21 protein-coding genes are annotated in these 22375 nt (G+C 50.9%); 12 read left to right on the top strand and 9 right to left on the bottom strand.

The window, feature by feature from the left end; genetic code table 11:
• Positions 1 to 10 precede the first annotated feature (10 nt).
• Positions 11 to 718, bottom strand: a complete 708-nt coding sequence (locus tag JKP77_RS11155; protein ID WP_218311250.1) for a substrate-binding periplasmic protein — start codon at positions 716 to 718, stop codon at positions 11 to 13.
• A 277-nt stretch (positions 719 to 995) separates the two neighbouring features.
• Between JKP77_RS11155 and JKP77_RS11160 the strand changes: the two genes are divergently transcribed.
• Positions 996 to 1190, top strand: a complete 195-nt coding sequence (locus JKP77_RS11160; RefSeq protein WP_218311251.1) for a hypothetical protein — start codon at positions 996 to 998, stop codon at positions 1188 to 1190.
• Between the two features lie 286 nt (positions 1191 to 1476).
• Here JKP77_RS11160 and JKP77_RS11165 read toward each other — a convergent pair whose 3' ends face one another.
• The 3 genes from JKP77_RS11165 to folM all read right to left on the bottom strand — a co-directional run bounded on the left by JKP77_RS11165 (position 1477) and on the right by folM (position 4231).
• Positions 1477 to 2370 carry a carbon-nitrogen hydrolase gene (locus JKP77_RS11165; protein WP_218311252.1) on the bottom strand — a complete coding sequence of 298 codons (894 nt, stop codon included), beginning with the start codon at positions 2368 to 2370 and terminating at the stop codon, positions 1477 to 1479.
• Positions 2351 to 3430, bottom strand: coding sequence for an agmatine deiminase family protein (locus JKP77_RS11170; RefSeq protein ID WP_218311253.1), 1080 nt, complete (start codon positions 3428 to 3430; stop codon positions 2351 to 2353). Before JKP77_RS11170 ends, JKP77_RS11165 begins: the two co-directional genes overlap by 20 nt.
• A 93-nt stretch (positions 3431 to 3523) precedes the next feature.
• Positions 3524 to 4231 (bottom strand): dihydromonapterin reductase, encoded by a 708-nt coding sequence (gene folM, locus JKP77_RS11175; protein ID WP_218311254.1) that lies wholly within the window; start codon positions 4229 to 4231, stop codon positions 3524 to 3526.
• A gap of 165 nt (positions 4232 to 4396) precedes the next feature.
• Between folM and folE the strand changes: the two genes are divergently transcribed.
• Entirely contained in the window at positions 4397 to 5086 is a 690-nt protein-coding gene (gene folE / locus JKP77_RS11180; RefSeq protein WP_218311255.1) for a GTP cyclohydrolase I FolE, read from the top strand.
• A 150-nt stretch (positions 5087 to 5236) separates the two neighbouring features.
• Here folE and JKP77_RS11185 read toward each other — a convergent pair whose 3' ends face one another.
• Both JKP77_RS11185 and JKP77_RS11190 read right to left on the bottom strand, forming a co-directional pair.
• Positions 5237 to 5446 carry a hypothetical protein gene (locus tag JKP77_RS11185; RefSeq protein ID WP_218311256.1) on the bottom strand — a complete coding sequence of 70 codons (210 nt, stop codon included), beginning with the start codon at positions 5444 to 5446 and terminating at the stop codon, positions 5237 to 5239.
• A gap of 508 nt (positions 5447 to 5954) precedes the next feature.
• Positions 5955 to 7904 (bottom strand): alpha-amylase family protein, encoded by a 1950-nt coding sequence (locus tag JKP77_RS11190; protein ID WP_218311257.1) that lies wholly within the window; start codon positions 7902 to 7904, stop codon positions 5955 to 5957.
• Positions 7905 to 8283: 379 nt separating this feature from the next.
• On the opposite strand from JKP77_RS11190, the gene JKP77_RS11195 reads away from it, so the two are divergent.
• Both JKP77_RS11195 and JKP77_RS11200 read left to right on the top strand, forming a co-directional pair.
• A complete protein-coding gene (locus JKP77_RS11195; protein WP_218311298.1) occupies positions 8284 to 9507 on the top strand; it encodes an MFS transporter in 1224 nt (407 codons plus the stop codon).
• A complete protein-coding gene (locus JKP77_RS11200; RefSeq protein WP_218311258.1) occupies positions 9491 to 10384 on the top strand; it encodes an ROK family protein in 894 nt (297 codons plus the stop codon). The genes JKP77_RS11195 and JKP77_RS11200 overlap by 17 nt, the downstream gene beginning before the upstream one ends.
• Positions 10385 to 10442: 58 nt before the next feature.
• On the opposite strand, the gene gloA2 is transcribed toward JKP77_RS11200, so the two are convergent.
• Together gloA2 and JKP77_RS11210 are read right to left on the bottom strand one after the other, a co-directional pair.
• The gene (gene gloA2 / locus JKP77_RS11205) at positions 10443 to 10832 is read right to left on the bottom strand and encodes an SMU1112c/YaeR family gloxylase I-like metalloprotein (RefSeq protein WP_218311259.1); all 390 of its coding nucleotides are present in this window, start codon (positions 10830 to 10832) and stop codon (positions 10443 to 10445) included.
• The gene (locus JKP77_RS11210) at positions 10833 to 11783 is read right to left on the bottom strand and encodes an aldo/keto reductase (RefSeq protein WP_218311300.1); all 951 of its coding nucleotides are present in this window, start codon (positions 11781 to 11783) and stop codon (positions 10833 to 10835) included. It lies immediately after the preceding gene.
• 287 nt (positions 11784 to 12070) lie between these two features.
• Here JKP77_RS11210 and JKP77_RS11215 point away from each other — a divergent pair, with 287 nt between their 5' ends.
• The 7 genes from JKP77_RS11215 to JKP77_RS11245 all read left to right on the top strand — a co-directional run bounded on the left by JKP77_RS11215 (position 12071) and on the right by JKP77_RS11245 (position 19093).
• A complete protein-coding gene (locus JKP77_RS11215; protein ID WP_218311260.1) occupies positions 12071 to 12751 on the top strand; it encodes a cupin domain-containing protein in 681 nt (226 codons plus the stop codon).
• Positions 12738 to 13283 carry a lipocalin family protein gene (locus JKP77_RS11220; protein WP_218311261.1) on the top strand — a complete coding sequence of 182 codons (546 nt, stop codon included), beginning with the start codon at positions 12738 to 12740 and terminating at the stop codon, positions 13281 to 13283. Before JKP77_RS11215 ends, JKP77_RS11220 begins: the two co-directional genes overlap by 14 nt.
• A gap of 218 nt (positions 13284 to 13501) precedes the next feature.
• Complete coding sequence (locus JKP77_RS11225; protein ID WP_218311262.1) at positions 13502 to 14065, top strand: PhnA domain-containing protein; 564 nt, start codon at positions 13502 to 13504, stop codon at positions 14063 to 14065.
• A gap of 270 nt (positions 14066 to 14335) precedes the next feature.
• Positions 14336 to 15367, top strand: coding sequence for a dihydroorotase (gene pyrC, locus JKP77_RS11230; protein ID WP_218311263.1), 1032 nt, complete (start codon positions 14336 to 14338; stop codon positions 15365 to 15367).
• A 24-nt stretch (positions 15368 to 15391) separates the two neighbouring features.
• The gene (locus JKP77_RS11235; RefSeq protein WP_218311264.1) at positions 15392 to 16945 is read left to right on the top strand and encodes a substrate-binding periplasmic protein; all 1554 of its coding nucleotides are present in this window, start codon (positions 15392 to 15394) and stop codon (positions 16943 to 16945) included.
• Positions 16946 to 18328 carry an ATP-dependent RNA helicase DbpA gene (dbpA, locus tag JKP77_RS11240; RefSeq protein ID WP_218311265.1) on the top strand — a complete coding sequence of 461 codons (1383 nt, stop codon included), beginning with the start codon at positions 16946 to 16948 and terminating at the stop codon, positions 18326 to 18328.
• A gap of 354 nt (positions 18329 to 18682) precedes the next feature.
• Positions 18683 to 19093, top strand: coding sequence for an ACT domain-containing protein (locus tag JKP77_RS11245; RefSeq protein ID WP_218311267.1), 411 nt, complete (start codon positions 18683 to 18685; stop codon positions 19091 to 19093).
• Positions 19094 to 19233: 140 nt separating this feature from the next.
• Here JKP77_RS11245 and JKP77_RS11250 read toward each other — a convergent pair whose 3' ends face one another.
• A complete protein-coding gene (locus JKP77_RS11250; RefSeq protein ID WP_218311268.1) occupies positions 19234 to 21306 on the bottom strand; it encodes a M13 family metallopeptidase in 2073 nt (690 codons plus the stop codon).
• Positions 21307 to 21612: 306 nt separating this feature from the next.
• Here JKP77_RS11250 and JKP77_RS11255 point away from each other — a divergent pair, with 306 nt between their 5' ends.
• Positions 21613 to 22230, top strand: coding sequence for an RraA family protein (locus JKP77_RS11255; protein WP_218311270.1), 618 nt, complete (start codon positions 21613 to 21615; stop codon positions 22228 to 22230).
• Positions 22231 to 22375 lie beyond the last annotated feature (145 nt).

Below are 22375 nucleotides of genomic sequence, written 5' to 3' on the forward strand. Positions count from 1 at the left end.
GAAAAGAGAGCTATTGCCACTTATCCATAATTTCCTGAAACTTCCCGGAGGCCTGCATTTTCTTTATCTGCTGGTTGAAGCGGTCTCTCAGAAACTCCTGTTTGATGATGGCACCATAGGGTTTGATATCGAAGATGGGATGAACGGTAAGCGCCACATCCGGGTATCGCTTGCTCATGATGTAAGTGAGCAGGCGCTTTTCGCCCACCACTACATCGGTCTTTCCATTTTTTAGCAGTGTAAGCTGGACTTCCCTCTCGGCCTCTTCAAGGTAGCTGTTCCCGTCAACCGCCTCAGCAAATTCTTCGCCTAATACGTTACGTGCCGACTGGTAGGCTATCACGCGCTTGCCTCTGAGATCCTGAATACTGGAAATGTCCAGATTGCGTGACTTCAGTGAAACTGCCACGTCTTCAAAGGGAAGATAATAGGTACTGAAGTAACCGTGTGCTGCGGTAAATGCAGCGGGGCTGGCAACATCGAATTTGCCATCCTGAAAATCTTTGATCAGCCGGTTGTAAGGCAGCAAGTGAAACTCTGTTTTGTAGCCCAGCTCACTGAACGCATGTGTCAGAATATCGACATCGATGCCCACTACTCCTTGCTCACCATCATAAAATGCCCACGGCGGGCCCACATTGACAGCGATTTTCAGAGAAGACGGTGCAGCCAGAACCTGTCCGAAAATGAAGACCAGTAACAACAAAACAAAACGCATTTTATACCTCTGACATAGCGAGCTCAGGCTCTGTCCGGTTATTTGCCATCGCGCGTTTTACAGCGTAGTACATCAATGTCGCAAGGTCACTGTATATTTGTATTTTACTCCTGCATCTACACTGAGTTGTGCCTTAAGTCCTATTCACACGTACAGAGCCTGTAGAACAGAACGTCACTTTAAGCGCGTCAGCCTGCAAAGGCAGGTAATGAGTGAATATAAATCAGTGTGGGCAACATCATCGTGCGCATTGTGAGTTAACGAAAAGGGATTGGATATGTCATCAGAACAAGCTATCGCAAATATGGAAGGCCTTCAGGCCGCAATATCGAATGGCGAGACAAATCGGGTAAAAGAGTTGCTGGCAGGGCGTAAGCTGGATGAACTGCAAAAAGACTATTTGATTGATCTGGCCAAACTCAATGGCAGTGAAGATATTGTCACCTTGCTGAAGAATGCGCCTGAAAAGTAAGGCGTACTTGCCGCTTTACAAAGCGATCCTTTAATATAAAAAGAATACTTCAGATGAAGTGATGAAGGTACTGCTCGCGGCTACTGCAAAGGGGTAGGTGCCATAGTGATGTGAGTAGCGGGTAGATGAATAAAAGACAGCACAGAGAAGCATCGTTAACATTCTGATTGCCCGGCAACGGTGAAATTCACCGAATGAGGTAACAGGCCAGAAGCCGGGAAGGTTGTAGTCCCGGCTTCTGACTTGGTCGCTGCCGTTTAATGATTACACAACAGCCAGGCTGGCGTTAGTCTCTCCAGCGTTTGGTGAGTTCGTCGTAGGCGTCAATGCGGCGATCGCGGAAATAAGGCCAGATACGCTTCACAGATTCGGTACGTGACATGTCCAGTTCCACGGATAGAGTTTGTTCACTGTCGGCATCAGCCTGCGCCAGAATCTCGCCTTGCGGGCCGGTGATAAAACTCTGTCCCCAGAACTGTATACCCGGATCGCCTTCCACCGGTGAGGCTTCAAAACCAGTGCGATTGGCGACGATCACTGGCACTGAGTTGGCTACCGCGTGACCGCGCTGAATGGTTTGCCAGGCACCAAACTGGCGCTCACGCTCGTCATCAGTATCACGTAAATCCCAGCCAATGGCTGTGGGATAAAACAAGATATCCGCGCCGGCCATTGCCATCAGACGGGCAGCCTCTGGATACCACTGGTCCCAGCAGACCAATACCCCCAGATTACCCACACTGGTTTTAATTGGCGTGAAGCCCATATCGCCCGGCGTGAAATAAAACTTTTCATAAAAACCGGGATCGTCAGGAATATGCATTTTGCGGTATTTGCCTGCAATCTCTCTACTGCGGTCAAAGACCACGGCGGTATTATGATATAAACCGGAACCGCGCTTCTCAAACAGGGACGTTACCAGCACGATATTGTGTTTTTCGGCCAGTTCACCAAAGAATTCGGTAGCAGCCCCGGGAATGGGCTCGGCAAGGTCAAACGCGTCAGTGTCTTCGTTCTGGCAGAAATAGAGGGTGCTGTGAAGTTCCTGCAGTAAGATACACTCGCAGCCTTCCGCCGCAAGTTTGGCGACCTGCTCAGCACTTTTTTGCCAGTTAGTGGCTTTGTCGTTGTCGGCGACGGCCTGTTGAACCAGACCCACTTTAAGCGTGGTTGGTTGCATAGATAGACACTCCTTTTTTCAAAGTGTTAATAATTTCATGTTTCAATGTATTTACGGGCACCTGCATTGAAATGCAATGCAGGCTGCCAAACTGCCTGACTAATACAGAGCAGTCTATGGGTTCGACAATGTGATCGGGGTAAGCGTTCTTAATAATTTCAATTGCCTCATCATCTTCTGGCTGTCCGTATACCGGTACCAATACCGCGCGGTTACAAATCAGGAAGTTCGCGTACGACGCGGGTAACCGTTCACCCTCATCATTTTTCATATCAGGAAGCGGCAGACGAAACTGCTGGTGGTCGGGTAAACGCGCGTGACATTCTTCGCAAAGCGCGGCTAACCCTTTGTAATGGCTGTCTTGCGGGCGGTTATCCGCTGCCTGAATGACCAGACCATTATTGGGAGTAAACCGAACCAGCGTGTCTATGTGTCCGTCGGTGTCATCCCCTTCAAGATGGCCATGCTGGAACACGATGACTTCGCGACACCCAAGCATCTCTTTAAACGTGCGCTCGTAATCTTCCAGCGACATAGCGTTATTTCGCTTGGGATTAAGCAGACATGACGCTGTCGAAAGTAAGCGACCCTGAGCATCAATTTCCAGAGCGCCGCCTTCTGCTACTACCGGACTACTCACCAGCGGCGACTGACACATTCCGGCCAGATAGCGTTGGTTGGCCTGATTGTCTTCGCTGGCATCAAACTTTTGTCCCCACCCGTTGAAGGAAAACTCCACCGGGGTACACACCGCGTCGTCTGAGTCGGGGCTGCCACAGGTTAAAAAGCCATAATCCCGCATCCAGGTATCATTGTAGCGAGCAGGCACGATAAGAACGCTGGCATTGGCCGATAATCTGGACTGAACATCCTGCACATCGTCTGGCGCGCACAGTAAGATGACACCCGCATGATAGCGATTCACGGCCGCAATCACGTCGAGGTATGTCTGTCTGGCCTCTTCCAGCCAGGGGGCCCAATCGGTAGCGGCGTGCGGCCATGCAAGTATGACGGCATCCACGGAAGCCCATTCAGGGATAAGTGTGCGGGGTGATTGCATTATTACTCTCATTCAATCTTGATGGCGCACAGTATAGCGGGCCTGAACGGGCACACCAATGAAACTGTTAGGTGATTAGCGAAAATTTTTGCTTTATTTCAACAGTCTGCCGCCGTCCAGATGCAGCGTTTGGCCGGTCATATACTCGCTGCTGAGCAGGTAATTAACCGCCTTTACCGCTTCAGCGGCACCCGGAACCGTTTCAAGTAATGATTTGTTTATCGCTTTTTGGCGATAAGCATCACTGTCTCCTTCATTAAACATGAGTAGCGCAGGCGCAATGCTGTTAACTTTCACTTTAGGGGCAAGCTTCTTGGCAAAAGAAAGGGTGAGGTTGTGTAACGCGGCTTTGCTTGCCGCGTAAGCAATATGTTTGTCGCTGCCGGTATCCTGAACGTAATCGGTCATGTGAATAATATCTGCCGGCCCCGGCTGTTTGGTAAGCAGACCAGACAATGCCAGGTTCATTCGATAAGGTGCAACAGCATGCACCTGCATCATACGAGTCATCAACTGCTGATAATCTGTGTGTTCAGATTCAGACTCCCAGTCCGAGGCATTATGTATGATTGCGCGTAACGCTGGCGACACACTCAGAATTTGATCGATCGCTCGATCAATACCCTGTGGAGTGCTAAAATCCGCCTGAATTGTCGTCGCCCCGGTGGCTTCTAGCTCTTCGACTGCAGGCTTTGGTGTTCTGTAGGTAATAATCACAGGGACAGACTGAGAGAGCAGGTCTTTTGCGATTGCCAGACCAAGGCGCTGACTGGCGCCAGTGATTAGAACGGGTATATCCAACGGCTGTTCTCCGGTACGAAATGCGAACTTGTAATTACGAGCATGACATATAACAAGTTTGCTGGTGAAAAATTAAAATTATGTCATATAGTTATCTGTGACTAATCCTGCCATTGTCGTTAAAACGTATAGGTTGGAGAAGTAAAACAAATACGGAAAAGGTCAATGTTAGCAAAAGAAGCGGTAATAGTGCGTGACGCGCTGGACCCATCAATATCTAAAGAAGCCCGCAAGGTTCGCGACGCATTATTAGCGAAGGGTCTTGAGACGCCGATGGTGGAAACCGGCCTGACCAACGAGCAGAAGCGGGAGCGCATTGAAACGGCAATGCGTGATGTCATGGATACGCTGGGATTAGACTTAACCGATGACAGCCTGACAGATACACCAGCCCGCATTGCCAAGATGTACGTGAATGAGATTTTCTCGGGGCTCGACTATCGTCACTTTCCGAAAATCACACAAATTCAGAATAAAATGCAGATCTTTGAGCCGGTTCAGGTCTCTGACATCAGCCTGACGTCTACGTGCGAGCATCACTTTGTCACTATTGATGGCGTGGCTGATATTGCTTATATCCCGAAAGATACAGTGATTGGGCTTTCCAAGCTTAACCGACTGGTTGGCTTTTTTGCGCAGCGTCCGCAGGTTCAGGAGCGTCTGACGCAGCAGGTATTGGTAGCGATTCAGACACTGGCGGGCACCGAAGACGTTGCAGTATCGATTAATGCTACACATTATTGCGTGAAAGCACGTGGTATACGCGATACCAGTTCATATACCCGTACTTCTGCTTTGGGCGGTCAGTTCCTGATCGACAAAGATTTACGCCGCGAGTTCTTCTATAAATCCTGATCAATGCCGGGCGGGCGCACATACGTGTTACCGTTACTTGTTTCACGTCGTGTCGCTCACGCCCGAACAGCATTCATGTCATGCGGGAAAGTGATTTTTCAGTGTACCAATACGCTATTGTCAGCCAACTGATGCTGGCAGCAAATACGGCTACCTTGGGGGGAGATCCGGCGTCGCAACAGACACTACAAGGTTAATCTGATCGCCAATACCACAGGCGGGCACCAACTCCAACTGGCTGTGGCAATTAGCGCATGCTGCATACTGCTCCTGATACATATCTTTAATTTCTTCCTGGGCAATGCCGTTCACATGGCCGCACTGAGGGCAAAGATATTCAAGATGATTCGTCGATGTCATTCGGTGTCCTTGAAGAGGCAGTGAGCGAGGTATGTCCGTATCCTCGCTGATAAGTAATAAAAATATTCCGAAACTGTGTAAGCTCGAATCGGCAATGCGTTTAAGGTGACTTTGCACCCGTCGACACACCCCGTTGCCTTTGTGTGAAGTATAGTCGGCAGAAAAAGAAATGCCCTACAATTAAAGTACGAATTTTGAGCGCTTTATAATTGGCAATAATGCTTCAATCAAAATGAAGGTCGTGCAGTTAGACTTCACAGAGGTTCCTCGCAGCGACGTGCTTGCTAATTCAAAAGGTTACGTGAGTTAACGACGGAAAGTTCGCTTCATCGGCACGATAAATTAAAAAAATTTCATCGTTGAGAAAAAGGCGCTGTCTGATTAGGAGCGGATGAGCTAGTGCGGTGTTCAGAGAGAAAAAAGGGTACTACCGGGACACCCAGATTTATTGGTAGCACCCTAAGAAAGGGGAAGCAGAATGTCCGTTACCGGACGTCTGAGTGGTGGCTCATACCGCCCACCATGCTTGCTGGAAGGGTTGCAGCGTAATGATGTCCTCGCTGCCCCTGAGTGAGGCACCTGTCAGTAAGTCATTACAAGGCTGGTGACCTACCGCGTTCAGAATGTCACCGCTTATCTGTTGCACAAACTCACTGAAATTCGCGGTAACCAGCAATTTTTCACCGTTGTCATTTACCCGCACAAAAGCGAAGCAATGCACATTGCCGGTATCAAGGATGTAAGTTCGGGCGCGGCCAAAAACGGCGTGAGATTTACGGATCGACAGCATAGTTCGCAGCCCGTTAAATACCGCTCTCTGGCTTTTTTCTTTCAGGCTCAGGTTGGTATCCGTGTCAGCAAGCGCCATGGCAATTTCATCGTCTGTTACCGCAATGCGATTTACCCAGCGATCGTCATGACGTTTGGCATCGTCATCCAGATAGCTGTAATCGTTCAACAGTGCCAGTTCATCACTGGAGTAAATCAGCGGGATCCCACCGATGCTAAAGGTAATTCCGTAAAGCAGCAGCATACGCTTGATTGCCTCATCGACACCTTTTGTGTCGCCCGCCTCAAGCGCGCCTTCCAGCCCACATAGTGATGCCAGTGAACCGCAGACTCGGCAATCACCGTTAGACGGGTTTTCTGCAAACGGTACGCCGTTGGCGAAGCTGCCGTCAAAACGACCGGTAAAAAACTGATTCAGGAAATAACGGTGATCGTAAGGATTAATTCCCAGGTCCTGTGCAACCGCATCATCAAAGGTCCAGCCAATATCATCATGACAGCGTACGTAGTTCACCCATGTACAGTCATCCGCAATGGCGAAGCTTTTTTGCATAGAGCGGGTGAGTAGCCGGGTTTTTCGTGTGGCCAGGCTGTTCCACAGCAGGGCCATCAGTAGCGGGTTATATGACAGCTGACATTCGTCTTTACGAATGTACTTCACGACCTCATCAGGATGCACAATGGCTTCAGATTTAAACACTACCGCAGGCGCAACGATTTGCAGACAACTGTTAAATGCCTGAATCAGCGTATGGGCTTTGGGCTGATTTTCGCAGTTTGTGCCCATTTCTTTCCAGATAAAAGCAAGAGCATCCAGACGCAGTGCCGCGCAACCAATGTTGGCCAGAAACAGCATTTCCGATGTGATGGCATTAAACACTTCCGGGTTACTGTAGTTCAAATCCCACTGAAAACTGTTAAATGTGGTCCAGACCCATTTATCCAGCGTCTCATTGTGGGTAAAACTGCCACGCCGTACCTGAGGGAATATCTCGCGCAACGTGTGCTCGTATTGGTCAGGCACAGTGCGGTCGTCAAACAGGTAATAGTAATTCTGATAACGTTTATCACCGGTCAGCGCTGCTTTTGCCCACGCATGTTCATCTGATGTGTGATTAAAAACGAAATCCAGCACCAGGTTAATTCCTGCATTCTGCAATTCGGCGGCAAGCTCGCGCAAATCTTTCATGTTGCCCAGTGCAGGATTTACCTTTCGGTAATCCGACACAGCGTAGCCCCCGTCGCTGTCGCCTTCAGGGGACGCATAAAGCGGCATCAGGTGAAGATAGGTAATACCCAGCGACTGATAGTAAGGAATTTTAGTAATAAGATCGCGAAGGGTCGGACCCATCAGATCAACGTAGCACGCCATGCCGACCTGCTTTTCATCCTTATACCAGTCGCCTTCAGCAAGTCGCTGTGTATCCAGCTTTTTCATGGCCGGCTTTCGTGCTTTCATGCCTTCAAGCAAAACTTCAACAAGCTGGTGGAGGTGCCAGTGACAATCGTACTGATGACCATATACTTCGGTGTAGCGCGTAAACAGCGCCTCGAAATGCGTAGTCAGCCGATTCAGAAACAGCGCCGCGTCTTTTTTTGAAAGCACACTGAAATCCAGCGTGTCGACAATTCGAGCCAGGCATTGCTGACTATCTGCTGCATAATTCATATATCGCTCCACATGCCGTTGCGGCATCACCTGCTGTAGTGAATCAGTTTATCTGTCAGACGAAATAAACTGGTTTACACTATTTTTCAATTCTGTTAATTTTTTAATCTTAAACGATTAAGTGATATTTTCAAATTAAAATTGCTTCTTATTCGTGGCAGCCTTGATATACGGGGCTTTTAATTCGATTTTTCGGTGGTGAAGACGCAGGAATAATGCATTAAGGCACGGGTCTGTCTTGTTAATAATGTGTTATGTGTCACATTGAGAATGAGCGCAGGTGATGCCGAGGATGTCCGGCTCGCCGGTAAAGAGGATACAACTCGTTATGACAGGTAATACCAAAAATAGTCAGGTGATTCGCTGGCTGACTTATCTGATGTTCATGATGTTTGCGATGACGTCAGATTCCGTTGGTGAAATCATCAAGGAAGTGAAAATCGCGTTTTCCGTCACGAATGCTCAGGCCAGCCTGATGCACTCGCTTCCTATGTTAGGAATTGCGTTATCAGGACTATTCTTAGGCTTTCTTGCTGATAAGCTTGGCAGAAAACCCACCATTATTATTGGCCTGGCCGTGTTTGGTATCGCCTGCTACAGCTTTATGATTGCCAACGACTTTGTCTTTATCGTCAGTCTGATGACCTTATCCGGTATTGCCGTCGGTATATTTAAAACCGGCGCACTGGCGCTGATTGGCGATATTTCTACTTCCACGCGCCAGCATACGTCTACCATGAACGGTGCCGAGGCCTTTTTTGGTGTCGGGGCCATTATCGGACCTTTGCTGGTTGCTTACCTGATCCATCAAGGCGTTGCCTGGCAGTGGCTTTACGTGATTGCCGGCGGGGTTTGCACCCTGTTGATTGTGGTAGCGCTGCTGGTGCGCTATCCAAGCTATGTCAGAACCCATCGCAGCGAAGCCGAACAGGTGTCGGTAAAACAAAGCCTGGCTCTGGTGAAAAACCCTTATGCGTTTGGCTTTTCCATGGGCGCATTTCTGTATGTGGCGGCAGAAAGTGCGATTTATGTATGGATGCCGAGTTATTTGATTTGTGACGCCATGTCGGTACAAGCGACCTACGAGTGCTATTCAGACGGCATGGCGCGGACGCTGGCAATTTACTCAGTGACCGCCTTTTTTGTTTTGCGCGCTGCGGGCAGGTTTGTGGGTATCTGGATGATGTCACATTTTAACTGGGCGCTGGTACTCATGGTATTCAGTGGGGCAATCGTGCTGTGTTTTGGCTTTGGCCTGGCTGGCGGAAAGCAGGTGGCACTTTACTTATTCCCACTTTCAGGCATTTTCATGTCGGTGATTTATCCTACGTTTAATTCTAAAGGTATTAGTTGCTTTCCAAAGCATCAGCACGGCAGCGTTGCTGGCGTGATCCTGTTCTTCACTGCAGCCGGTGCCGCAGCAGGACCTTTGATCATGGGAATTGTCAGTGACAGTATGGGCGGTGATGCCAAGTATGGCTTTATCGTCGCCACCGGCTTTGCTTCCCTGTTATTCATCGGACTGGTGTATAACTATCTGAAAAATCCAACCCAGAAACGACTGACCGAGATTGAGGCATCAGAATATGGCGCTAACGGATAATTGCTACGCGGTAATAGAGGCCGGTGGCACCAAGTTTAATTGTGCTATCGTCGATGGGCACCGACGTGTTCTTGGTGAACAGCGTATCGCCACCACCACTCCCGGTGAGACGCTGGCCCAGTGTGTGGATTTTTTTGCTGCGCAGCGGCAGCAGGGGCACCACTTTGCGCGTCTTGGCATTGCGAGTTTTGGTCCTTTGGATTTACACCCGGCCTCAAAGACATTCGGGTTTATTACGCAAACTCCCAAACCATTCTGGTCGAACACGCCGCTGGCCAGTCACTTTGAGGAAGCACTTGGCGTAGACGTAAAAATTGATACCGACGTAAATGCTGCTGCGCTTGCTGAGTACCGTTGGGGCGCTGCGCAAGGGACGCAGGTTTCTGTCTATGTCACAGTGGGAACCGGGGTTGGCGGTGGTCTGGTGATCAACGGCAAGCCTGTGCATGGTGCTGTGCATCCGGAGATGGGCCATATGTTGGTAACGCCGCCGCAGGGGCAGACCGGGGTCTGCCCGTTCCACGAGAACTGCGTGGAAGGGCTGGCATCAGGTACCGCTTTAGGCAAAATCTGGGGCCAACCTTCGGATACTTTCGGGAGTGATCACCCTGCCTGGGATGGGCTGGCCGATGTGCTTGCCCAGTTCAGCCATAATATTCTGGTCACGCTCAGTGCAGAAAAGATCGTGTTCGGCGGCGGGGTAATGCAAACGCCAGGACTCATCGAGCGTATCGTGAAACGCACAAATGACTATTTGAAAGACTATGTGGTATTTCCTGACGGTGTTGCAGTAGACAACATTCTGGTGCTGCCTGGTCTGGAGGGGCGGACAGGGTTGTTTGGGGCGCTTGCGCTGCTGGATGAGACCGGCGCCTGATCGCTTATTCTTCGCTAAGCGCAGAAACGCGCCAGCGCAGTTGCTGGCGTGCAACTTACTAACGCATCTCGTACAGTTCCAGCGGTAAGTCATCCGGATCGGCAAAAAATGTAAAGCGTTTGCCGGTGTACTCGTCCACTCTGACAGGCTCGCATTCGATAGCGTGAGAATGCAGTGAGGCGATGGCAGCATCCAGATCATTGACGTTGAAAGCCAGGTGACGCAGACCTTGCGCTTCAGGACGGGAAGGTCTTTTCGGCGCGTCAGGGAACGAAAACAGCTCAATTTGGGTGCCGTCAGGCAGTCCCAGGTCACATTTATATGACTGCCGCGCTTCGCGATAGTTTTCGGCTATGACTGTGAAACCCAGCACCTCAGTATAAAACTGCCTGGATTTAGGGTAGTCGCTGCAAATGATCGCCACATGGTGAATGCCGTTAATATTCATTTACGGAACTTCCTGTCCGCGAGCGGCTTCCAGTAGAGCGTACCAGTGTTCGCGAGACAGAGAGACATCGCAGGCTTTGGCGCACGCGTCTATCCGTGACGGATTGGTGGTTCCAATAACGGGTTGGATATTGGCAGGATGGCGCATCAGCCAGCCCAGCACAATAGCCTCAGATGTTGTCTGATACTCGGCTGCAAGGGTCGAAACCAGCGCCGCCACAGCCTTGTCGTTGTCGTGCTGGAACTGCCCACCGCTAAAACGGCCCTGAGCCAGGCTGCCCCACGCCTGTAGCTGGATATTATTGTGCATACAGTATTCCAGCGTGCCGGGCGCAAAGCCCATCGAGCGGTTTTCCATGCTGCCGGTTGTCATGCCGTCTTCCACCCAGTCCCGGAACGCCAGGCTCATTTCTATCTGATTTGCCACCACCGGCATATCCAGAGCGTGTTGCAAATAAGCAATCTGGTGTCCGTGCATGTTGGACACGCCGACCTGCTTTATTTTTCCATCTTGCTTTAGCGCAGACAACGCTTCACAGACCTCATCTACTTCCATTAATGGATCCGGGCGATGGAGCAAAAGAATATCCAGGTAGTCGGTATGCAGGCGGGACAGGCTGTTTTCGACGGAGGACGTAATCCATTGTTTGGAAAAGTCGTATCTCTTGGGGCCGTGCTCGTCTTCAAACCGTATCGCGCACTTTGATTGTAAAATCATTTTTTCGCGAAGTGCCGGAGCTTCTTTGAGTGCCGCACCAAATACGGTCTCGGCCTTTCCAAAGGTATAAATATCAGCGTGGTCGAATACCGTGATATTGTTTTCCAGCGCTGAATCGATGACTGTTCTTGCCTGCGTTACATGTTCAGAAGTGGGAGGTGATTGATCCCAGTCACCGCCAAGGCCCATACAGCCATATACCAGCCTGCTGGCGGACGGAAACAATGCGTTCATCATGCGAAATTACCTTTTTATGTTTTATTATTTCAACTTTGCGATGTAGCGTAGCATGAAGGCATTGGGTTAGGAAAAGTATGTAATTCCCATCCGTAACTGTGCGCGTTAAGTGAGCACACACTGTTACGGATGGGTATAAGAGACTGATACAGAATGGTTCCTCGGGAGTATGTGTATCATGTTTATACAAATTCGTATTCGTTACCACAGCCAGGCTATTGCGCTTTTATTAGCCACCACATGCCATAGACGCTGTAAAAAGACAAAAAGAAGCAGGTAAGTCGATGTTGAATCAAAACTATTCAGAATCTGTGTTTGTTGATACCACCACGATGGAGTGGGAGGCATCACCCGCAGCGGGTGTCTGGCGTAAAAAACTGGAGCGCGAAGGAGAAGAATCAGGGCGAGCGACATCGCTGGTACGCTATGATCCCGGTTCGTCGTTTACGCCCCATGTGCACACCGGAGGGGAAGAGATTTTTGTGCTGGACGGTGTGTTCAGCGACGAAAAAGGTGACTACCCAGCCGGGAGTTATTTCCGTAATCCGCCAGGTACATCACACACACCGTCATCGAAACCCGGCTGCACGCTGTTTGTAAAACTGTGCTATTTCCAGCCTGGTGACAAACGTCAGATAGTGGTGGACCGGTCACACTGGCACTGGAATCAGGGAAAGGTACCTGCAGAAAAGACGTTTCTACTGCACCAGTTTCATCAGGAAAACACGATGATGGTGCAGCTTGACGGGGATACTCCGTGGCGTTGCACTCATGCTGCACAGGGCCGGGAAATTCTGATCGTCGAAGGCTCGCTCATTGTCAATGAGGCCACGATTGCCTCGCCTGGCTGGTTGCGATTTTCGCCTGACGACCACACTGTGGTTACCAGCGGCAGCCAGGGCGCAACGCTGTTATACAAAACCGGACACTATTTACATTTGGAGAAACGCAATGCAGTGGTATAAGGGAATCACATGGGGTGGGGTGGTAAGTATGCTGTTGCTGCTCGGGGCCTGCACCGGGAAACCAGAAAATGTCGAACCGATTCAGAACTTTGAGCTCGATAACTATCTTGGTGAATGGTATGAAATCGCCCGTCTGCCACACCCTTTTGAGGAAGGGCTGTCACACGTGACTGCGCAGTACTCACCGCGTGATGACGGCGGGATTTCGGTCATTAACCGCGGCTACAAGGCAGAGTCGGGAGAATGGGAACAGGCAGAAGGAAAAGCCTATTTTGTCGATGCCCCAAACGTGGGACACCTCAAAGTGTCATTTTTCGGCCCCTTTTACGCCAGCTATGTGATTTTCACGCTGGACGACAGCTATGACTACGCGATGGTCACCGGTCCTGACAAAGACTATTTGTGGATTTTATCAAGAACGCCCACGCTGCCGGACGAAACGGTTGACGCGTTGGTATCGCAAGCCGCGCAAAAAGGCTATGCAACCGGTGATCTGATTTACGTGGATCAGAAAAACCGCCCACAGGAATAGTTTTCAGGCTACATCGAAGCTGTACACTTCTTTCCTCAACCGCGCTTGCCCGAGCATACGTGCACCGGGCACCATATTGTCACTTTTACTCTCTCGCCGGCGCATTCGTTCCGGCGTTTCCCCGTAATCGTCAGCACGCTGTTATCTCTCTTTGAAAGCACAGCATCGCACCACGTGTTCTGTTATACTGCCGGTAGTTAACAAAGGGAAATTTACGCGTGTTAGAAGAAAGAATTGTTGCACGGGCAAATGGTGTCTGTGAGTTATGTGGTAGCACAGAATCACTCGCAACCTACGTCGTGCCGTCATCGGCTACAGAAGACGCCGATAGCGTTATCCTTGCCTGCCAAAGCTGTCGAGAGCAACTGAGCGGTGAGCAGGATATTGATATGAACCATTGGCGCTGTCTGAACGATGCCATGTGGTCGCAGGTGCCCGGCGTACAGGTTATCGCCTACCGGATGCTGAAAAAACTAAGTAGTGAGACCTGGGCGCAGGACCTGCTGGACATGATGTATCTTGATGATGCCATTAAGGATTGGGCAGAGGCCGGTCTTGCTGACGAGTCGCGTGAACCGACGCTGGATAGCAACGGCACTCCACTGATGCCGGGGGACAACGTGCATCTGATTAAAGATCTTAACGTCAAGGGTGCGGGCTTCACCGCGAAGCGCGGCACGCCGGTCAGGAATATCAGCCTGAGCGATAACCCCGCGCATATCGAAGGCAGAGTGAACGGTACGCGTATCGTTATCATCGCCGCCTATACCAAGAAAAGTTAGGTCTTGGCGCGCGGCCTGGATAACATCCGGGCCGTGCCCAGCGTTTGCAGGCATATCCACACTGCGGTTACAGACTGCAAACACAAAACGTAAAACATGTGTGGTTCGGCTGGCGGACAGGTGAAAAACGCCTGTAGCCTGACTGACGGACCAACTGACGACACAACACAGGTTATAGCGAATACAAAACGGCAGCGGTAAGACTGCCGTTCTATTACAGTGAACATAAGCCGCTTGGGCGGCTGACAGCAGAACGAGAGATGAGGTTTCATGCAGACGCTTACTATCCGAACGCCAGATGACTGGCACCTGCACTTTCGCGACGGCGATATGTTGCAAGAGACAGTGCCGGCCACGGCACGGTGCTTTGCCCGTGCTATTGTTATGCCAAATCTGGTACCGCCGGTAATTACCGCCGGTATGGCAATGGACTATAAACAGCGCATACTTGATGCCCGTCCTAAAGCCAGTCAGTTCGAACCGCTGATGACGCTGTATTTAACAAACACGACGACGCCAGACGACATAGCACAGGCAAAAGCCGCCGGTGTGGTGGCTTGTAAGCTTTACCCTGCTGGTGCAACCACCAACTCGGATGCGGCAGTCACCGGTATTGAAGCGCTGTACCCGGTATTTGAAGCGATGCAGGAGCACGGCCTGTTACTGCTTATTCACGGTGAAGTGACAGAAAACCATATCGATATATTCGACCGTGAAAAAGTGTTTATCGATACCCACCTGCAGCCTATCGTAGCGGCCTTCCCGGGTCTGAAAGTGGTATTTGAGCATATCACCACGGCAGATGCGGCAAGCTTTGTTAAAGATGCCAGTGACAAGGTAGGTGCTACGATAACACCGCAACACCTGCTACTTAACCGCAACGATTTGCTGGTAGGCGGGGTACGTCCTCACAACTACTGTCTTCCTGTACTTAAAAGGAATATTCATCAAAAGGCGCTACAGGACGTGGTTGCTTCGGGGAATCGAAAGTTCTTCCTGGGTACCGACTCTGCTCCGCACGCCCGTCACAAAAAAGAAAATGCCTGTGGCTGTGCGGGTTGTTACAGCGCCTGGAGTGCGATAGAGCTCTATGCTGAGATGTTTGAGCAGCTGGGCGTGCTGGATAAACTGGAAGCGTTTGCCAGCGAAAACGGCGCTGACTTTTATGGTTTGCCCAGAAATACCGGCACCATTACGCTGGTAAAAACTGCGTGGCAGGTACCTGATTCCGTGTCACTGCCAGATGGCACCGACATGGTGCCTTTCTATGCAGGTCAGACATTGCAGTGGAAGCTGGAATAGTCGCTGGCGTAAAGGGTAAGTATAATGAAGCGGTCTTACTGGCAACTCCCCTGGCTGATACTACTGGCCTTACTGGTTTCTCTGGCAACTCGTGCCAGTGACACCATTACCGTCGCGGTATCGCCATTGCCGGTTTTCAGCGAGAATCTTGATAGTAACGCTGAAGGTTTTAACGTTCGCGTTGTACAGGGTATTCTGAACGAAGCCGGGCTAACCGCTGTTCTCATCACTATGCCGTTTTCCCGGGTGCTGTCATCAATGGAAAAAGACCATTTGATGCTGGCAACATCGGTCGCCCGCACGCCCGCCAGAGAAGATGACTACTACTGGATCACGCCCATGACGGCAAGCCATGTCGCCATGTTTGTGAAACGAAGTCACCCTGTCGTCGGACGTTCGGTCGTTCGCCTGAAAGATATCGGCACTGTCAGCGCCATGCGCGGCGACTACCGGGAAACCATTCTCAAAGATAACGACATTGCTCACGTGATGTCGCTGAACTCTTGGGAACAAGCCATTGGCGCTGTGTTAAAAGACCGGGCAGATGGTGTTTTCTTCTCGCATATTGGTTTACAACTTATCTGCAAGCGAAACCGCTTAAATTGCGGTGACCTGGTTCCTGTTATCGACTGGAACACGTCATACAACTATCTGGTGTTACCAAAGCATCCTGATAACGCCGCGCTTGCCGCGAAGCTGACCGTTGCCGCGACACGATACAAATCTTCTTCTGCCTTTGACACTCTTCTTGAGACAGTCCTTCCCAAGTTGGACAAAATGGGAGTGGCTGTCGAAGTCAGTGAAGGGGTGATCAGTTTTCAGCAACCATTTGCTCTCGAGACTGACGATTTGTGGGTAATTGCGGATTATGTCCGCCATTTCAGTGAGCCAGACGCAAAAGGCGAGGTAACGGGCTATGCCGCAAATCTGGTCAGGGCCATTCTGGCAGAGGCTGATCTTGAACGACCTATTTTATCGGCGCCGTGGGAGCGTATTATGCGCGAGGCCGCGCGCAAACCGAATGTGCTGGCCTTCTCTGTGGCGCGCACGCCTGACAGAGAGACATTGTTTCACTGGATCACACCAATTACGCGCAATATGCATGGGCTATACACCATCGATGCGCCAGCGGTTAACAGCCTGAAAGAGGTTCCTGCTGATGCCACCATCGCTGTTATCCGAAAGGACTATCGCGGACAAGCGGCGCGTGAAGCCGGTTTGAAAACGCTGTCTTTTGATTCCTGGGAAACGGCAATGGCAGCGCTATTGAGTCACGATGCTGACTATATATTTGGTTCTGAGGGGGCGGTAGATGTGGCCTGCAAAAGCCTCGAACGGTCTTGTGATGACGTGTCGCTGGCACTGAACTATCAGGCAACAGATACGTATCTGGCGCTGTCTAAATCGGGTACCAACCCCTTGCTGGCGGAGCGCCTGCGCAGTGCTGCTGAAAAGGTTAAGCAGTCTGAGGCCTATCGGGAATGGTCACAGGCCTGGTCTCTGGAAATGATGCAGCGCCACAATCTAATTCAACACGTTGATAATGGCATCGTGAATCTTTGGAAAAAGGAAAAATAGTTGGCTACCTTTGACAGCTTGCCGGTTCATCCGGATATCGTTCGTTCGCTGAAAGACAACCACATCACTGAACTCTCGCCAGTCCAGGCAGCCACGCTGCCGATTACGCTTGATAACAGAGATGTCATGGCACAGGCGCAAACCGGCAGCGGGAAAACCCTGGCCTTCGCGATCCCGTGTATTCAGGCTGTTGATACCAGCCTGTTTCATCCTCAGGCAATCATATTGTGTCCAACCCGTGAGTTAGCGGAACAGGTAGCAGAGCAGGTAAGAATGGCTGCCCGGTATATCCCCAATCTGAAGGTGCTGACGCTTTGTGGCGGCCAGCCGATGGGGCCACAGATTCAGTCGCTGAAACACGGTAGCCACATTGTTGTTGGTACTCCGGGGCGCGTAATGGACCACGTTCAGCGTCGTCGTCTGGATTTGAGCGGCATTCGCTGTCGCGTTCTGGACGAGGCCGATCGCATGCTGGATATGGGCTTTGAGGAAGATCTCAGTATTATATTTTCTGCTGTACCCGCCCAGGTGCAGACCTTGCTGATGTCAGCCACCTACACTGACGAGGTTGCCAGCATAGCGCAAACCTATCTGCAGCAGGCTGAGCACGTTGATGTTACCTCGCAACAAAGCCATACGCCGGCCATCGAGCAGGTGGCTTACGAGACGCTGCCTCACACAAAAATGCAGACGCTAAAGGCCGTACTGACCCACTATCAACCCGCCAGCGCGATTGTGTTTTGTAATACCCGCAGACAGGTAGCAGAAGTCGTCGATGAGCTGATTACCGAAGGGTTCAGTGCCGACGGGCTGCAGGGCGATATGGAGCAGCAGGCGCGCACGGATGTGTTAATGCGCTTTGCCAGTGATGCGCTGAATGTGCTGGTGGCTACGGACGTGGCCGCACGCGGCCTGGATATTGAAGATGTTGCGTGTGTGGTCAATTTCTCAGTGAGTGAAGAGCCTGAGGCCCATGTGCACCGGATCGGTCGTACGGCGCGTGCCGGGAAGCAAGGTATCGCAGTCACGCTGTTAACCCCCGAAGACGTGTTCCACTGGAAGAAAATTACTGAGCGCGCGGCGTCTGCCATCCCGGAGAAAGGCGCGCAGGCGTTACGTTTTCACAAAAACCGTATTGTCCAGCCCGAGTACGATTGCATTGTGCTGCAGGCTGGCAAAAAGCAAAAGCTGCGGCCTGGCGACCTGGTGGGGGCGCTCACCAAAGATGCTGAAGTCCCTGGCGAAGATATTGGCAACATTGCCGTGCAAAGCAGCCAGAGCTACATCGCAATCAAACTGCGCAGTGTTAAGCGGGCGATGCGGCTGTTCCGTGAAGGCAAAATCAAAGGCAAGCGGATAAGGGCTAAGCGCCTGACCAGTTAAACGCTTTTTGCTAGCAGTAACCGCGCGGATCCATAAGTCAGGCTTCCGGTTAGGCGCGTCGGCGTAGCATGTGATGTGCGGAATTTTACGCGCACAATGTTGCGCAATGTGCGCCCTTACTGGCGCTCGCTGCCCCAGGTTTGAATTCGCTGGGCAGGTGGCGTTATGATATCCTGCTGCCTGGCAGTGAACAGGCTTAGCGCGCAGGTTACCCTCACTTGCCAACGTCTCCGACAATGTCTGAACCGCGCCATGTTATGGTGTTATTGCGGCGTTTGTCGGTGATCAATTTAGCACATTCCGTTATCAGACGAATAACGCGTCTGATAATACTAACCTCAAACAGGAGAAATCATGTCCGGAGAAGTTGTACTGGCAACGCTGCTGCAAAATCTGATGCCGGTGCTGAGCGATGAAACCTATGTGTTTGTCACCACTACCGAGCCTGAGCAGCTTGCGTTACTGGACCCTCGTGTAAAAGGCATGTTTCGTGAAAAGGAAGGTATTACGCTGATTACGGAGGTGGGCTACGCGAAGGAAAACGCGCTGGCGTTTGAAGGCAAATTCCGCTGTATCACCTGTGAGGTACATTCGAGTCTTGATGCGGTGGGTATGACGTCAGCAATGACCGCCGCCCTGACGCATTTTGGCATCAGTGCAAATGTGGTGGCGGCCTATTACCATGACCACATATTTGTTCCGGAAAGTCGCGCCGAAGAAGCGGTATCCGCACTGGCAAGTTTGCAGGCTGAAATCGTGGAGTAAGCCCGCTGGTTGTCTTCGAATGCGCGGACACAATCATGTTGAGCTCAGCATCCAGACAGACCTCGCAGAGTAAAGAAATACATCGACAAGCTTAGACAAAAAAAGCCGGCGAAAGCCGGCTTTGTCGTTTTTTTAAGTTGTTACCAGATTTTGACACGCTCTTCAGGCGGCAGATAAAGCTCGTCGTCTTTTTCCACATCGAAGGCCTGATAGAATTCAGGTACGTTACGCACCGCACCATTTGCCCGGAAATGTGCGGGAGAGTGCGTATCGGTCTGAATACGGCTGCGAAGTGCTTCATCGCGATACTTGTTTGCCCACACCTGACCAAAGCCAATGAATACGCGCTGGTCGCCCGTAAAGCCATCCATGACAGGCGATTCTTCGCCGTCCAATGACATATGGTACGCCTTCAGTGCAATGCTGATACCGCCCAGGTCGCCGATGTTTTCGCCCAGTGTATATTCGCCGTTAACGAATAAGCCCGGTAGCGCCTCAAACTCGTTGTACTGAGAAACCAGCTCGGCAGTGCGGTTTTCAAACTCTTTGCGATCCGCATCAGTCCACCAGTTGCGAAGTACACCGTCACCGTCAAAGGTACTGCCCGAATCATCAAACCCGTGGCCGATTTCATGGCCGATAACCGCACCGATACCGCCGTAGTTGACGGCATCTTCCGCATTCATATCGAAAAATGGCGGCTGCAATATAGCGGCAGGGAACACGATCTCGTTTTGTGTCGGGTTGTAATAGGCATTCACGGTTTGCGGTGTCATGCCCCACTCATGTTTCCAGACCGGGCCGCCTTGTTTCTTCAGCATTTCTTCATATTGCGCATCGGCGGAGCGCTTCAGGTTACCGAACAAATCATCGGCTTCTACTGTAAGGGCAGAGTAGTCTTTCCACTGGTCAGGGTAACCAATTTTCACTGTGAATTTGGATAACTTATCCAACGCCTGCTGACGGGTGTCATCGGTCATCCAGTCAAGCTCTTCAATACTGTCTTTGTATGCCAGTAGCAGGTTATTCACCATGTCCAGCATGCGAGCTTTCGCTTCAGGGGGGAAGTGCTTCTTCACATACACTTTACCGATAACTTCGCCGACATGGTTATTTAACAGGTCAACAGCACGGCGCCATTGTGGACGCTGCTCTTCCACGCCGTTTAATACGGTGCTGTAGAAAGCAAAGTTGGCGTCGTCCAGATCTTGTGTCAGGCGTGTTGCAGAAGCATTCAACAGTCCCCACTGAAGAAAGGTCTTCCAGTCTTCCAGCGACGTATTGGCAATCAGGGCGTCAATTTGCTTCATAAAATCGGTTTGCAGAACCACGACGGATTCCAGATCCTGCAGCTCGGCCTGCGCCAGAAATGCGGTCCAGTCAAACTCAGGCATCAGGGTTTTGAGTTCAGCCACTTCAACATTGTTGTAGTTCGCCGCCCAATTCCGTGTGTCCTCTTTCTTCATGTGCAGTTCGGCGATGGTAGTCTCTAACGCCATCAGCTTCTTTGCGCTTTCTGCTGGCTGTTCAAAGCCTGCCAGCGTGAACATTTTTTCGATGTGTTTCACGTAAGCATCACGAATTTTCTGCGACGCTTCATCGTCTTTAAAGTAATAGTCTTTTTCTGGCAGACCCAACCCGGCTTGCCAGGTATAAATCATGTATTGCTCAGGAGATTTGAAGTCCGGGGTTTGTCCCATGGCAAATGGCGCACCAAAGCCGTAACGATTAGCATAAGCAAAGTACGATGCCAGCTCAGAGTAATTCGAGATGGCCTCAATCATGTCCAGTTCACTGGCAATGGGTTCCATACCTTTGGCGTTACGGGTTTCCATGTCCATATAAGCACGATAAAAATCGCCCACTTTCTGCTCGTCACTGCCGGTTTTGAAATCGCCTTCGGCAGACGTTTTGATGATCGCCATCACGTCATCCTGAGACTCATCACGCAGGATAGTAAAGCTGCCATAAGAAGATTTATCAGCAGGGATCTCCAGTGAGTCCACCCACTTGCCATTTACATAGCGGAAAAAGTCATCGCCAGGATCGACGGAGGTATCCATATTTTCTTCGATCACGCCGGAAGTAAGGCTCTGCTCAGCCTGTTCCTGCTTTGCTGCTGGCGTTGTCGCGGTTGAGGTAGTTTTACTGTTTTGCGGGCTACAGGCGGATAATGCCAGTACCACACTGAGGCTAAGTAATGTTCTGCCCATGGGTGTTATCCTAAAACGGGTGCGCTTGGGAAAGTGACTGACTGCAGGCCAGTAAATCCAGAGGCTTGTCTGCCCCTTCCGTTTACGCATCTACTAATACGGGTGTGTTAAACACGGTGAGACCACTTTTCTAGCACGGAGTGGATGATCAAAAAAGCGGTTTATAGTGAACATACATATGTTGTAACAACTTTCTTTGTGTTGACTGATATAGTGAGCAACAAATCATGTATTCCGGTCGCGGTGCTTACAGGTCAGTTTGCCCTGTAATCTCCTAATAACGTCCAACCAGAAAAAAGGTGCTTTATGACCACGGATTATGCAGCAGTTTCGGTCTGCGATTATGCAGATGCCCTTCCTCGTAAACAGTTTATGGATTATCAGATTCGTTGCTTGTGGGACGGTGCGCCGCGCATTGCTGGCCCGGCTTTCACCGTAAAGTGCGAGCCGGGCGACCATCTTATGTTGCACGCGGCCATTTATCGCGCTAATCCCGGCGATATTATTGTGGTGGAAGCCGACGACGCCTTTGCGGTGGCGGGTGGTAATGTGTGCGCTATCGCGCAGCGCCGCGGTATCAAAGGCTTTGTAGTCGATGGCGTGATACGAGACGGTGCGGAAGTGCGTGACATGCAGTTCCCGGTGTACGCCTATGGCGTGGTGCCAAAACCCGGCGCTAAGAAGCAGCTAAGCCCGCTTAACCAGCCGATAACCTGTGGTGGAGTACTGGTAAACCCTGGCGACATGGTGATAGCCGATGAAGAAGGCATCGCTGTTATACCAAAAGCTGAAGCGGAAGACGCCTTTGCCATAGCGAAAAAGCGCGCCGACAAAGACGCCGGTATGACGTTAGATGAGTGGCAGGCTCAGCACAGTGAAAAGGTGGAATCAATTCTTGCAGAACTGGGCTTTCAGGAAGACTGACGCCAATTCAACCTGGCTGAAATCACGCTGCGACGCCATGCTGAATTTTCTTAGGTCGGAGCGGCGAGTTGCAGCTTAACAGTGCGATGCCCGACCTGCGCTGTACTGTCAAACCTCTGCAAGGTAAAGTATGGGCCCTCCGGGC

It is taken from the genome of Alteromonas antoniana (assembly GCF_019249295.1).
Lineage (GTDB): Bacteria > Pseudomonadota > Gammaproteobacteria > Enterobacterales > Alteromonadaceae > Alteromonas > Alteromonas antoniana.

Excerpts from the sequence above, each read along its gene's own strand:
- gloA2 (WP_218311259.1), bottom strand. The coding sequence starts at position 10,832 with ATGAATATTAACGGCATTCACCATGTGGCGATCATTTGCAGCGACTAC.
- pyrC (WP_218311263.1), top strand. The coding sequence starts at position 14,336 with ATGCAGACGCTTACTATCCGAACGCCAGATGACTGGCACCTGCACTTT.
- JKP77_RS11195 (WP_218311298.1), top strand. The coding sequence starts at position 8,284 with ATGTTCATGATGTTTGCGATGACGTCAGATTCCGTTGGTGAAATCATC.
- JKP77_RS11235 (WP_218311264.1), top strand. The coding sequence starts at position 15,392 with ATGAAGCGGTCTTACTGGCAACTCCCCTGGCTGATACTACTGGCCTTA.
- JKP77_RS11190 (WP_218311257.1), bottom strand. The coding sequence starts at position 7,904 with ATGAATTATGCAGCAGATAGTCAGCAATGCCTGGCTCGAATTGTCGAC.
- JKP77_RS11160 (WP_218311251.1), top strand. The coding sequence starts at position 996 with ATGTCATCAGAACAAGCTATCGCAAATATGGAAGGCCTTCAGGCCGCA.
- JKP77_RS11155 (WP_218311250.1), bottom strand. The coding sequence starts at position 718 with ATGCGTTTTGTTTTGTTGTTACTGGTCTTCATTTTCGGACAGGTTCTG.
- JKP77_RS11255 (WP_218311270.1), top strand. The coding sequence starts at position 21,613 with ATGACCACGGATTATGCAGCAGTTTCGGTCTGCGATTATGCAGATGCC.
- JKP77_RS11200 (WP_218311258.1), top strand. The coding sequence starts at position 9,491 with ATGGCGCTAACGGATAATTGCTACGCGGTAATAGAGGCCGGTGGCACC.
- JKP77_RS11215 (WP_218311260.1), top strand. The coding sequence starts at position 12,071 with ATGTTGAATCAAAACTATTCAGAATCTGTGTTTGTTGATACCACCACG.
- JKP77_RS11210 (WP_218311300.1), bottom strand. The coding sequence starts at position 11,783 with ATGAACGCATTGTTTCCGTCCGCCAGCAGGCTGGTATATGGCTGTATG.
- folE (WP_218311255.1), top strand. The coding sequence starts at position 4,397 with ATGTTAGCAAAAGAAGCGGTAATAGTGCGTGACGCGCTGGACCCATCA.
- JKP77_RS11220 (WP_218311261.1), top strand. The coding sequence starts at position 12,738 with ATGCAGTGGTATAAGGGAATCACATGGGGTGGGGTGGTAAGTATGCTG.
- JKP77_RS11245 (WP_218311267.1), top strand. The coding sequence starts at position 18,683 with ATGTCCGGAGAAGTTGTACTGGCAACGCTGCTGCAAAATCTGATGCCG.
- JKP77_RS11165 (WP_218311252.1), bottom strand. The coding sequence starts at position 2,370 with ATGCAACCAACCACGCTTAAAGTGGGTCTGGTTCAACAGGCCGTCGCC.
- JKP77_RS11185 (WP_218311256.1), bottom strand. The coding sequence starts at position 5,446 with ATGACATCGACGAATCATCTTGAATATCTTTGCCCTCAGTGCGGCCAT.
- JKP77_RS11250 (WP_218311268.1), bottom strand. The coding sequence starts at position 21,306 with ATGGGCAGAACATTACTTAGCCTCAGTGTGGTACTGGCATTATCCGCC.
- JKP77_RS11170 (WP_218311253.1), bottom strand. The coding sequence starts at position 3,430 with ATGCAATCACCCCGCACACTTATCCCTGAATGGGCTTCCGTGGATGCC.